Annotated in this window: 8 protein-coding genes and 1 pseudogene; 4 read left to right on the top strand and 5 right to left on the bottom strand. The window is 60.0% G+C overall.

The genetic code is table 11. The features are described 5' to 3' along the window. The first annotated feature begins 73 nt into the window (after positions 1-73). From NKJ26_RS14200 to NKJ26_RS14190, 3 genes and pseudogenes are all read left to right on the top strand, one after another. Positions 74-718 carry a helix-turn-helix domain-containing protein gene (locus NKJ26_RS14200; protein ID WP_352695810.1) on the top strand — a complete coding sequence of 215 codons (645 nt, stop codon included), beginning with the start codon at positions 74-76 and terminating at the stop codon, positions 716-718. Positions 719-767: 49 nt separating this feature from the next. Next, a complete protein-coding gene (locus tag NKJ26_RS14195; protein WP_023783766.1) occupies positions 768-1406 on the top strand; it encodes an FMN-binding negative transcriptional regulator in 639 nt (212 codons plus the stop codon). 810 nt (positions 1407-2216) lie between these two features. Continuing rightward, positions 2217-2869, top strand: a pseudogene (locus tag NKJ26_RS14190) (transposase); the annotation flags it as partial. 149 nt (positions 2870-3018) lie between these two features. Here NKJ26_RS14190 and NKJ26_RS14185 read toward each other — a convergent pair. From NKJ26_RS14185 to NKJ26_RS14175, 3 genes are all read right to left on the bottom strand, one after another. Further along, on the bottom strand, positions 3019-5082 hold the full coding sequence (locus tag NKJ26_RS14185; protein ID WP_352695866.1) for a carbamoyltransferase family protein: 2064 nt from the start codon (positions 5080-5082) through the stop codon (positions 3019-3021). Positions 5083-6223: 1141 nt separating this feature from the next. Next, positions 6224-8434: a xanthine dehydrogenase family protein molybdopterin-binding subunit gene (locus NKJ26_RS14180; protein WP_352695808.1), complete on the bottom strand. Its 2211-nt coding sequence runs from the start codon at positions 8432-8434 to the stop codon at positions 6224-6226. Between the two features lie 3 nt (positions 8435-8437). Next, positions 8438-8896 (bottom strand): (2Fe-2S)-binding protein, encoded by a 459-nt coding sequence (locus NKJ26_RS14175; protein WP_023689394.1) that lies wholly within the window; start codon positions 8894-8896, stop codon positions 8438-8440. A 391-nt stretch (positions 8897-9287) separates the two neighbouring features. Here NKJ26_RS14175 and NKJ26_RS14170 point away from each other — a divergent pair, with 391 nt between their 5' ends. Continuing rightward, entirely contained in the window at positions 9288-9668 is a 381-nt protein-coding gene (locus NKJ26_RS14170; protein WP_023689393.1) for an ATP-dependent DNA ligase, read from the top strand. 399 nt (positions 9669-10067) lie between these two features. Here NKJ26_RS14170 and NKJ26_RS14165 read toward each other — a convergent pair whose 3' ends face one another. Both NKJ26_RS14165 and NKJ26_RS14160 read right to left on the bottom strand, forming a co-directional pair. Further along, a complete protein-coding gene (locus NKJ26_RS14165) occupies positions 10068-10970 on the bottom strand; it encodes a dihydrodipicolinate synthase family protein (RefSeq protein ID WP_352546074.1) in 903 nt (300 codons plus the stop codon). A 52-nt stretch (positions 10971-11022) separates the two neighbouring features. After that, positions 11023-12255 (bottom strand): trans-sulfuration enzyme family protein, encoded by a 1233-nt coding sequence (locus tag NKJ26_RS14160; protein ID WP_352672613.1) that lies wholly within the window; start codon positions 12253-12255, stop codon positions 11023-11025. Between the last annotated feature and the right edge of the window lie 35 nt (positions 12256-12290).

Raw genomic sequence — 12290 nt, 5'->3', positions numbered from 1 at the left:
AACGGGCAGTTGCAATTTCGCCCCGGTCATTATACTGACCGCAATAGGTGAGCCGAGGTCCTAAGTCAATATAATGACCGATGTTACGACAGCGATGGGTTCCGAGCAGGTGCTTGGCAAAGCGATAGCGGTTCGAATCCGAGACTTGAGGCGCGACCAAAACCTGACCCTGGATCGACTGGCTAAACTAAGCGGCCTGTCCAAGGGAACCGTGGTCGCGCTGGAGCAGGGTGGGGCGAACCCCAGTATCGGCATACTGTGTCGGCTGGCGGCGGCGTTTTCGCTCTCGGTGGCCGATTTGTTGAACGAGCACCCTTCCACGGTGTGCCTTCCCATCGAGCGGACAGAGACCAGGAGGCTTTGGACGAGCGCCAAGGGAAGCTCTGCACAACTGCATTCGTCGACCTCGGGACGCACGATGTTCGAATTGTGGAGCTGGGTCATGATGCCGGGCGACGTGTTTTCCGCGGATGCTCATAGTCCGGATACGCGCGAGTTGATCTCGGTCAGTCAGGGTGCCCTGAGCGTTGTGGTAGGTACCCATGTGGTCATTTTAAGCGAAGGCGAGAGTGCGCGGCTTGTCACTGACCAACCGCACTCATACGCGGCGGCATCTGATGTGCCCGCCCATTTCTCGATGGCGGTTCTTGAGCGTGGTGGACACCGAGATCCGGGGCACTCGTCGACGGCAGCGAAGATTCAGGAGCCCGTTCCGTAAGGCTCCGCCGATTACTAGCAACCGCACATTCGCGACAGGAGATAAACCGTTGTACGTTCCGCCTCATTTTGCCGTCCCTGATCAGAACGCCCTGTTCGAGCTTATCGAGAAACACCCGCTTGGTATCCTCGTCACCCAAAGCAAAGGCACACTGGACGCGAACCACCTCCCCTTCGAGCTTGACCGCTCGAAGGGAGACAAGGGCGTTCTCAATTGCCATGTCGCTCGCAAGAACCCAGTCTGGGAGGAAGTCGCCAATGGCGATGAGGTTCTCGTAATCTTCCGTGCGGCCGACGCTTACATCTCGCCGAACTGGTATCCAAGCAAGCACGAACTCCACAAGCAGGTGCCGACGTGGAACTATCTCGTCGTCCACGCCCACGGACGCATCACTGTCCGGGATGATGAGCGATATGTACGCCGTAACGTGGCGAAGCTCACTCATATGCAAGAAGCCTCGCAGCCTGCCCCGTGGAAGATGGGCGACGCGCCGAAGGACTTCATCGACACGATGGTTAAGGCAATCGTCGCCCTGGAGATCGAGATCACCGGCCTGGTTGGAAAATCAAAACTCAGCCAGAACAAAGACTTGCGCGACATTCAGAACCCTGGTGAAATGCTGCGTGCCCAAGGGGCCATTGCGATGGGAGAAGCGATGCTCGCGGCTGCGGCGGCCAAATCCCAATAGCATGGTCTTGTCCCGACAAAGCCGCTGGTGCCGGCCTCCGACGGGTCACCTAGCCCGCCTTGACGCACGGCAATAGCTTTTGACGGCCTGAAGCGACGCTGTGGTCACCGTTGTGATACTTTTCCACGCGCCTGGTCAGGCGGCAGGATTGCTCCGTCGTGGCCGACGGGTTCGTTTCAGTCGCCGGCGCCCCGTTGTATGTCGGCGACCACCCGCTACCGGTCTTGAATGAGGCGCAATCGCACGCATTTCGAAGCCACGTACCTTGGGCGGCAAGCTCGACCATGCACTCGACGCAGCTCCCAAGTGGCGGCGCCGTCAACGATCTCCTTGAACCTGCGGAACTTGCCCGAAAGCACTTCTCTTACGGGAGATGATTGGCTTTGTCGCCGAACCGACTGATGGTGGCGGCGCCGCCGTAGCGATCAGACCCGCCTTGCAGCGCAATGGCTACCCGGGCCCGACCGGGAGATGCGGGCGGGACTGTGAACTGCGGAGACGGAGCGGATCGGCATGGAGCCGTGACCGCTTGCGGTCTGGCTCTGGAACGAGTTAACGAAGCGCGGACTTCCGATCGTGTCAAGCGCCGCCCTCTCGATGATGCCGAACAAATCGGGCCCCGACGAGCGGCGGGCCTTGCCAGATCGGACGGACCGGATGGTTTAAGCAGGTTCGCACCAAGAGCCACGGCACCTGTGTCGTGCGGGTGCTGCTGTCGGCACGCGACCTTCTCGTCAGCCTAGTAGGCAAAATCGAGAACAGATGCCTGGGCTTCTTGAGGCCTTCGGCGTCATATTCGGCAAGAAGATCGATGCCCAGGTGATCCTACACATGCTCAGGATCCAGGCGACGCAGGTCTACCATGATCCGCTGCGAGCCGGCATCAACGACGTGCAGGAACTGTCGAAGACACATGAAGCGATCGCCAGGGCCAAGACCGAGATCCAGCACCGCATCCTGACAACTACCTGCCGCTGTATTTTCCCGAGATCGATCGCTTCCGGGGGAACAGCCGCAGCGATTGGTTCTTTGCCTTCCTCGATGCCTTTTCGACCCCAGCAAGCATCACGGCGCTGACGAAGGAGGAGTTTGTGGCAGCAGCTTGGGATGTCGTCCGCCGCAAGGTCAGCAAGACACAGATTCTGATGGATATTTTCGAGACGGCGCGCCCAGCGATCGGACTGCCACTGCCATTTGATGCGCCTGCCATTCGCATGTTCCGGATGGTCATTGACGAAGCACGCAGCCTGATCCGGCACCGCAATGAGATCGAAGCACAGGCCGACGATCTGCTGCGGCACAGCCAGGATTACCAGCTCCTGCGACAAATCCCGGGCATCGGACCGATCAAGGCATTGACCGTCATTGCCGAAGCCGGCGATCTTCGCCGCTTAGGTCATCATCGCCAGTTTCTAAAGTTCTGCGGGCTGGACCTCTCGACACAGAAGTCCGGTGAGGCCAGACCCGCCTTTCCAACCCAGGCACACGACCCATTCAATAGCATTCCTAAGCATACTGACCAGGGCGACCTCGACCCCCCTAATCACAGCGGTGAGCTCGCAGGCGGGGTCGATGAACACTATTGATTGGCCGAGCTTGAGCGGCATCTCTATCACATTGATAGCCTATTAGGCTGGTCCGGCGTTTTATCGGACCCATGATCCATCCGAGCAGCTTGTGAGGGATGCAGCCGAACCAGGCGCTGCTCCCACAGTCTTCGCAGGTCCTCCAGCAGAGCTTCATGCTCAGCCTTATCCGGCGCAATTATATTGAGGTGATCGCTTAACACGGCTTCGCCCTCAATCCGCATCAGCAGATTAAACAGGTCGTTTGAAATTCGCACACTGTCAATGCTGGAGTGGTTCGGAATAATCTCGCAGACAGTCTCCTGATGATCTCGCGCTGTGTAAGCACGGGTTTGATGGAGGGAGACTGAGGGAGGCAATGAAATCGCAAGCGCAGTCCAATCCTGCAGCGTTGCAGCCCGTTTTTTTACCAAGAAGGGCCCGACCACAAGTCCATCCAGCTCTGTCGTCAAAAATGTGGCAATCGCGTCTGCAACCGTATCCACGATCGGTTCAGCATTGTTGTTAAAGGACGTATTGAGCAGAATTGGAGTGCCTGTCCGCTTCTTGAACGCATTGATGACCTCCCAGTAAGCGGGGTTGGCATCGCGCGATACTGTTTGCAGCCGAGCCGTACCGTCGACGTGCGTAATGGCACCCAACAAGGCGCGCTTTGAGTCACGCACGCGAACGACGAAATTCATGAATGGAAATTCGTGCTTACCGTCCGGGAGGTCGAAAAATTCGCTCGCATCCTCTTCCAGCACAGATGGTGCGAAAGGCCTATAGCCTTCGCGCTTCTTGACCATGGCATTGATCCGGTCCTTGTTTGCAGCGGGCCGAGGGTCGGCAAGAATGCTGCGGTTGCCCAGCGCACGTGGCCCAAACTCCGAACGACCCTGCACCCAGCCGATCACGGCGCCGTTGGTGATCCAGTGGGCTGCACTGCTCGCTACGTCATAAGAGCGTTCAACCTCGAGATGTCCGGACCATGCATTCAGTTCCTGTTCCACGGCGCGGTCGCTCCCGAGATCAGGACCCCAATAGACCTCCTGCAGTCGCTCACGCGGCGCGGGGCGGCCCATCTCGTTAGAGACTATCAGCGCAGCTCCCAATGCGCAGCCAGCGTCGTGAGACGCGGGTTGCACGAAGATGTCTTCGAAAAGCCCTGAATACAGCAGCTTGCCGTTCATCGTGCAGTTGTGGGCTACCCCTCCCGCCAGACACAACCGCTTCATGCCGGTGGCCTCACGGTGGTGCCGGAGAATGTGGAACACGATCCGCTCAAGCGCTTCCTGCAGTGACGCACTCACATCTCGATGCTGCTGGGTGAAAGGCATTCCCTTTCGCCTGATCTCGATGTTGCGGAGCAACGCCGGACCGATGCGGTCGAGGTGAACACGGTAGCCACCGTTGGCGGAGAGCTCGTAGAACTGCTCGAAGAGCTCGCGATAGGGAGCGGGGTCGCCATAGGGCGCGAGTCCCATTACCTTATACTCGTCGAACATGCCGTAGCCGAGACAGCGGATCGTCTCGAGATAAAACAGCCCAAGAGAATTGTCCTCCGGGAAAGCCTCGATTTGCGTAATTTCTGTGCCAGACCCTACCGCCACAAGGCCCGACAGGAAATCACCACAGCCATCAATCGCTAGAATGAGACTTTGTTCGAAGCCCGACATTGCAAAGGCGCTCACGGCGTGCGCCTGATGATGACCTACGAATGAAATACGCGAACTGTCCAACTTAGTGCCGAACTCACGCGCTAACAGGTTCTGCACCAACATTTTAGCATCCAACGGAGTGGAGAGAATGTCCGGTTGGGAAGCGGACATACCTTCAAGCATGGCGTTGGCATAGGGCTCGCTGGCGTAGACCGCGACACGATCAATGTCGCTGAGCTGAACCCCGGCCGTCGAGAGACAGTATTGAATCGAACCACTTGGCAGCTTGTTCGAGTGCTTGATTCGATTGAGGCGTTCCTCTTCTACGGCGGCTATCACCTTTCCGTCTCGGACGAGCACCGCGGCGCCATCGTGCATAAAGGCGTTCGGACGCTCGAATCGGTTTTCATGGACTTGGTCAAGTCCGCCGCTGATTCCTAGGCACAGCATTTCTTTCTCCAAATAGTAACGGGAAGCCAAATTGGCTTACCTCGACTGTTTCCAACTAAATAGGCCGTGTTGTCGCCTGCAGCTGCGACCGCCCGTCAGGCATCAGCGGCATCGAAGAAAGCCTCATAAACGATCAATGAGATGCTTCGACTGTGACGCCTACAGTGCCATCACGCCGAGAGCTTGGCTGGATCATCCAATCCTGAGCGGCTGCTGACATGTATCCGGCGATGTCGTTTTCATCGGCAGAACCAACTTGCGATGCCGCCTGTTCTTGGGAAGGGCGGCCGTCGACGAATAACAGTACCGCCCCCGTGAACTGGCCCGATTTCATTCTCCGAAACGACCATGGTCGCACCGCCCGACTTTGTCGGCCAGTTGCAACTCACTTTCTCGGCACGACCTCCACTGCACGTCAGGGCGCATCGAAGATTTTCTCCTTTGGATTATTCCTAAGGCAGCTTTCGTCACGCGATAGAGCAGCGTGTGATTGGTGCGTGAGGCTCTTTTTTGTCCATGCACGATTCCGGAAGAGTGATGAAATCGATTGTTTTGATCAAAGTCATCCACGCTATGAATAACAGCCGCAGCACATGCGTTTTCAAAGCGCTTCAGGCTTCCCGGATGGCTACTCCGATGTGAAGCGCATGGCATTCCAAGCGCTCTGTCAACCAAACGATGAGTATCGGCGTCGACCCTCATTGCCTTCGTCTTCGCGACTCCGTGACAGCGGCTGGCATTGTGTTTGTAGGGCATCGGGCGAAGATCATGTCGATCGGCCATCTCGCCTGCCTATCGGCAAACCCTTGAACAATGATCCACGCACCAGCGCGATTGTGATCACGAGCGCCTCTGAGCTCGGGAGGTTCGGTTTTCTGAGGGTTCCTGGGTCTCCGAAGCGATGGAGGTAGCTAGCCTTCCTGGTGCTATACGGTTGTGCTCTTCAATGGAGTGGACGCATTTGCGTCTCGAAAGCGGTTCTTCAGTGGAACCGGCGCCAAGGCCCGTCTGTGGTCGTTCAGAACACGGGGTGCCGTCTCCAAACCGGCTATTGGAGCGGGCAGCCGCCGGAATTTGACCCATGGAAATGAGCGCCTGTCAGGAGGCGTTCGAAAACGGCGCGATCTTCATCGCGGCTGTTTCATGGTGTCATTCCTGACATGTTCTTTATAATCGGCAGCTTGCGGATAGTCTTGCCCGTCGCCGCCCGTAGCGCGTTGGCGACGGCCGGGCCGATCGGCGGCACACCTGGCTCACCAACTCCCGTGGGCGGCTCCTCGGACGGCACAATGTGCACCTCGACTCGCGGCATCTGCTCGATCCTGAGCGGTGTATAGGTATCGTAGTTCTCTTGGTCTACGACACCGCCCTTCAGGGTCAGCTCCTCCTGGAGGATCGCGCCTAGCCCGAATCCGATACCGCCCTCCATCTGAGCGCGAATCTGGTCAGGATTTATCGCGGTGCCGCAATCTACCGCGCAGACGACGCGGTCGACCTTGAAACCATTTTCATCGTTGAGGGTGATCTCCACCACATCGGCGACATAGGTCGAGAGGCTTTCATGCAGGGCCACGCCGCGGAAACGGCCTTCCGGCAGAGGCTTGTCCCAGCCTGCCTTCTCAGCAGCCACTTTAAGCACGGCGGCATGCCGTGGATGGTGACCGAGCATTGACAAGCGGAAGTCGACCGGATCACGGTTCGCAGCGGCGGCGAGCTCATCGATCAGGGTTTCCACCGCGTAAGCGGTGTGGGTGGAGCCTACCGAACGCCACCACAGCACCGGGATGTTCACGTCCGTGGTGGTCAGCTCGACCTTCAGGTTCGGGATCGCATAGGGCAGGTTGGTGGCGCCCTCTACGGAGGTTGGATCGATGCCGTTCTTGATCATCGCCGCAGAGGTCGAACCGCCCAAGACCGATTGGCCCACGATGTGGTCATGGAGAGCGACGACATTGCCTTTCTTGTCGAGCCCCGCCTTGACTGCGTGCACATAGGCCGGCCGGTACCGCCCACCCCGCATGTCATTCTCGCGGGTCCACTGCACCTTCACTGGCTTGCCGCGTCCCAGTGCACGCGCTGTGGAAACAGCTTCGATGATGACATCTGCATCCAAGACCGCGCGGCGGCCGAAACTGCCGCCGGTCTTCATCACGTGCAGCCTCACCTTGTCCGGCGTGGTGCCGCCTACCTGAGCGGCAGCCGCCTGATAAAGGTCGGGCATCTGGTGTCCGCCCCAGACGTCGATGGTGCCGTCTTCGTTGATTCGGGCGGCCGCGTTGAGTGGCTCGATCGAAGCATGGACAAGATAGGGGAATTCGTAGTGCCCCTCGATGATTTTCTCAGCACTGGCGAACGCTGCGGGAGTGTTACCGTCGTCGCGCGCGGTGGCCGCGCCCAGATCGTCTGCTGCCTTGTTGTATTCGGCCATGATCTCGGCCGTGCCGCGCTCTTCGGCCTTCTCCTCGTTCCAGGTCACCTCCACGAGGTCGCGGCCCTTCAGCGCCGTCCAGGTGTCCCTGCCAACCACGGCAATGCCTCGCGGCGTCTGGACGACATCGACAATGCCGTCGAGTGCCTTGGCCTTGGTTGCGTCGAAGCTCTCGATCTCGGCGCCGAACTTCGGCGGATGGATCATAACGGCCGTCTGGAGTCCCTCCATCATGAGGTCGATCGTGTAGGTCTGCGCGCCGTTGGTCTTGCCGGCGGAATCGTAGCGCTTGAGGCTGTCCGATCCGATCTGGGCCCACTTGTCGCGCGGCTTTAGCGGCACGTCGTCGGGAACCGGCATTCCCGCTGCGGCTTCAGCCAGGTCACCGTAGCGCGCCTGCATCCCTGAGGCGTGCGACACGACCCCGGAAGCGACTTTGATCTCGCCGGCTGGCACATCCCACCGCTGCGCCGCGGCCGCCACCAGCAAGGCCCGTGCGGCAGCACCCGCCTTGCGGTAGCGTTCCCACGACGAACTCATCGACGTGGAGCCACCAGTTACCTGTGCGGCCCCGCCCCAGGCGAGATTGCCGTAGAGCGCGGTATTGCCATATCCGCCGACCACGTCCACCTGCGCCCAGTCGCCGTCGAGCTCTTCCATAACCAGGGTGGCGATGCCGAAATAGGAGCCTTGTCCCATCTCGAACTGCGAGGAGTAGATGATGATCCGGTTCTCCTTTGTGATCTCGACATAGGTCTGGAAGGGGTTCGCCTGAACCTTTGCAGTAGTCGTTTGTGCGATGTCGGACGCCGCCAGCACTAGCCGGTAGCCCACGGCGAGGCCAGCGGTGGTGACGCCCGCGCCGACGAGGAACCGGCGGCGCGTGGGCCGCACGGAGTTATGCTTCGAGAGAAACTGCGACATGCCTCAAGTCTCCAGCCGGTTGGCGGTCTCGTGGATGGCCGCGCGGATGCGATGATAGGTGGCGCAGCGGCAGAGATTGCCGCTCATCGCCGAATCAATATCATCGTCCGTCGGCTTAGGCGTTTCTGTAAGGAGGGCCACGGCCGACATGATCTGGCCAGACTGGCAATAGCCGCATTGAGGTACGTCGAACTCGGCCCACACGGCCTGGACCGTTTCGCCTATCTTGCCCGACACACCCTCAATGGTGGTGATCGAGGCTCCTTCGATGTCGCCGACTGCGGTCTGGCACGAGCGCGTCGGCATGCCGTTAACGTGAACCGTGCAAGCGCCGCACTGGGCAAGCCCGCAACCGAATTTCGTTCCCGTGAGTCCGATGACGTCACGGACCGCCCAGAGCAGCGGCATCTCTGGATCGACGTCGAGTGTTCGCGCCTCGCCATTGAGGGTAAAAGCGACCATTGCTTGCTCTCCTTGTCCTGAGCTGGCTATCTCGTTGAGCCTCCGCCCGCCTGGCAACCAGCTCTTGTTGCTGAGGCCTAGCGACCACACCCTAGGAACGCGCAGCTCAAGCAACAAGCCGCTAGGTTGGCGAGTTACGAGATCGTGAAGTGGGTCGTGTCGAAAGGCTGGAGGCAACTGAATGTCATTTTTTGGGCGGACAGGCCGCTTTAGGCTGAGTTACACGAGACTGGACATTCGGGTCGTCGCGAACATCGACCGCTGGTCGGCCGCGTCCGGCAGGGCCCTGATTGGCTACACGAAATGAAATGGGACGACTATCGATGGGGGCCTACCTCGACCCGCAACCTCCACGACTGGACCCTCAGGTTTCCGACTATCGTCCCGGGCGGTGGCCGAGCTCGGCGCCTCGGACGCGATAATAGACGGTGAGGCGTTCGTCGTTGACCAGAAGGCTTGTCGCGCATTCCCAGTCTTCAGCGGGTTCTTGGCCGCGGCGGGAGACGTCAGGACCATGCTTGCCGGCTTCGACCTGCTCAAGATCGACGGCGAGGGTCTTCGCGATCGGCCACTCGTCGATCGGCGCAAAGCGCTAGTTAACCTGCTGAGACGCCGCCCAAACGGCATCGTTCTGAGCGACGAGATCAGCGGCGGCAGCGACATTCTCGCGCAAGTCTGCCAGTTCGGCCTCGACGGCATCGTCTCCAAGCTGCGTGTCAGTCCATATCGATCCGGCCGGCGCCAAGAATGGGTGAGACAAAATGCGTGCTGAGTGATGAGTTCATCGTCATCGGCTGCGAACCCGGCAACAGTTACGGCGGTCGGGAAGCGTGCTCTGGCGAATGTCGAGGACGGAAATCTGGTGTTCGCCGGCGGCATTGGCACCGGCTTCAATGCGCGCACCGGGCCGGAAGTAAAGCGCCGGCTCGATGCCATTCCAATGGATAAACCACCGATTCCTAGTTTGAAGGCGAACGGTGCGGCATGGGCGGAGTGCCCTGCGCAGTCTGTACCTCCGCAGTCGATTGTCGAGTTCGAAGGGGGTGTGATTGGCGTCGAGACCGCTCCAGCCATGGCTATCAGCACGCCGAGTGCGTTGTTTTCGATCAGTTCTCGAAATGAGCGGGTAAATACATGCACTTCCTTTCACTTGCCGAACGGGGTTTGCTGTTCACCGGCTGGCATCCGATGGCAAACCTTTCAACGCGGCGGCGATCTGGCGCTTCGCTGCTGGGGGCAGAGGCAGGATGGGACGCGGGGGTTCGGCACTGCAAATGTCGAGCAATTCAGCGAGTGCATAGACGACGCGAAGGCTCGAGAACTCCTTGAAGAGGCTCCAGATCGGGACCAGCGCGGCATTGATCCGTCGCGCTTCGGCCGCATCGCCCTGTTGCGCCGCTGTGACGATCGTCATGCAGACCTCGGGCAGGATGCCCGCGAGGACGCTGTACCATGTGTCGGCGCCGGCGATCATGGCCTCGGCGGCGTTCCAGTCGCCGCTGTAGCCAATCGAGAACCCTTCCGGCAGTGTGCGCCTCTGGGCGGTCAGATGGTTCTTGATCGCATCGCTTTTGTCTGTCGGATTCTTGATGGCGACAATCCCAGCCACCTTTGCCAGGCGGCTGACAAGGGGTGGACTGAAATGGAAATGCGTCGTTCCTGGATTGTCGTAGACGACGATCGGCAGGCCACTTTCGCGCGCCACAGTGGAGAAATGTTCGAACACCTCGTCATCAGTAAGCGGGGTGTAGGAGGCGGCGGCAAGCAAACCCGCAGCTGCTCCAAGGGCCTTGGCGTCTTGCGCGAGCCCCACGGCTTCATCGGTGCGCAGCGCGCCCACACCCACCACGACCGGCATTTGCCCCGCCGTTTGGTCCAAGGTCTCGGAGAGCGCCCGCCGCCGTTGCTCGCGCGACAGATAGATGTATGTGCCGGTGCTGCCGAGAAGACCGATGGAATCGACCTGAGCAATGCCAAGCCGAGCAATCAGCCTGCGCAGGGCAACGCTATCGACGCGGCCGTCACGATTGGTCGGGGTGATGGGGAACGCGGAAAGACCGCTCAGGAATGCCATGGCAAGGCTCCAGATCTATGTGTGAGCGCAGAGGTGGCCGCACGCCAGGTCATTACAAGACGTCCAAAGCCCGCCGCAGATCGGCGATCAGGTCATCAGCGTCTTCAAGCCCCACCGAGAGACGCATGAGATCCTCGCCGACTCCATCGGCCAAATGGGCATCCTTGCGGATCGGCTGCCGAGCACGGGTGAGGCTTGCTGGATGATAGATGAGGCTGTCGGCATCGCCGAGGCTGACGGCGCGAATGATCAGGTTGAGCCGGTCCATCATCCGGCGCGCTCCTTCGTATCCAGCGTGGAGGCCAAAGGCCAACATGCCCGATCCGTTGGACATCTGTTTTCGCGCCGTCACCTGATCAGGGTGCGAGTCGAGGAACGGATAACTCACAAATGCCACCGCCGGGTGCGCTTCCAGCGCCCGAGCCACCGCAAGGGCCGTGGCGCTGTGCCGTTCCATACGCAGCGTCAGCGTCTTGAGACCGCGCAGGATTAGGAAAGCTGACATGGGCGAGAGCGCTGCGCCGGTGATGTAGCGCAGGCCCGTTTCATGCAGCGTACGGAGCGTTTGGGCGTCGCCGAGAAGCGCCCCGCCAAGCGCATCGCCATGACCATTGATGTACTTGGTCAGCGAATGGAGCACGATGTCCGCCCCGTGCTCAAGCGGTCGCTGGAGCGCGGGCGAGGCGAAGGTGCTGTCGACTGCAACCCTTACACCGCGCGCGTGAGCGCGCTCGGCAATTGCCGCTATGTCGAGGATGCGGCTCAGCGGATTCACCGGCGTCTCGAAGAAAACCAGCCGCGTCCGCTCGGTGATCGCAGCATCGAGATTGTGGGGATTTGACAGATCGACCGCGACGACCTTGATGCCGAAGCGGGGGACCGCCTGTTCGACCATGGCAAGCGTGTTCGCATAAAGCGTCTTGTGGACGATGAGTTCATCGCCCTGGGACAGGAGCGACAGGATCAGAGTGCCGAAGGCCGCCATCCCCGAGGCAACAACCAGCCCCGCCTCGGCTCCTTCCAGATTCGCGAGCCGCTGCTCGAGGATCTCGGTCGTGGGATTGTATTCGCGCGCATAGAGCCGTCCACCAAGGGCGGCGGCGGCATCGTTTGCTGCCACGCTTTCGAACCCATAGGTTGACGTCAGGAACACTGGCGGCTGGACGGCATTGGAAAAGCCGGCCGGATCGTAGCCATGATGGATCGCCCGGGTGGCAAATCCGGGGCTGGTGCGGTTGAGCGACCCCGTGGGAGCATCGGTTTCGGATGGATGGGAGCTGGTCATTCGGCCTCTGCGATCTCTCTTGGGGTTCCGAAAGA

This window comes from Mesorhizobium sp. M0152, assembly GCF_040322415.1.
Classification (GTDB): Bacteria; Pseudomonadota; Alphaproteobacteria; order Rhizobiales; family Rhizobiaceae; genus Mesorhizobium.
Note: the sequence above shows the minus strand (reverse complement) of the source record. Positions and strands in the feature narration are given on the sequence as shown.

What these genes read in the sequence shown, in the direction of transcription:
- NKJ26_RS14200 (WP_352695810.1), top strand. Translation starts at nt 74, where the DNA reads ATGACCGATGTTACGACAGCGATGGGTTCCGAGCAGGTGCTTGGCAAA.
- NKJ26_RS14185 (WP_352695866.1), bottom strand. Translation starts at nt 5,082, where the DNA reads ATGCTGTGCCTAGGAATCAGCGGCGGACTTGACCAAGTCCATGAAAAC.
- NKJ26_RS14180 (WP_352695808.1), bottom strand. Translation starts at nt 8,434, where the DNA reads ATGTCGCAGTTTCTCTCGAAGCATAACTCCGTGCGGCCCACGCGCCGC.
- NKJ26_RS14175 (WP_023689394.1), bottom strand. Translation starts at nt 8,896, where the DNA reads ATGGTCGCTTTTACCCTCAATGGCGAGGCGCGAACACTCGACGTCGAT.
- NKJ26_RS14165 (WP_352546074.1), bottom strand. Translation starts at nt 10,970, where the DNA reads ATGGCATTCCTGAGCGGTCTTTCCGCGTTCCCCATCACCCCGACCAAT.
- NKJ26_RS14160 (WP_352672613.1), bottom strand. Translation starts at nt 12,255, where the DNA reads ATGACCAGCTCCCATCCATCCGAAACCGATGCTCCCACGGGGTCGCTC.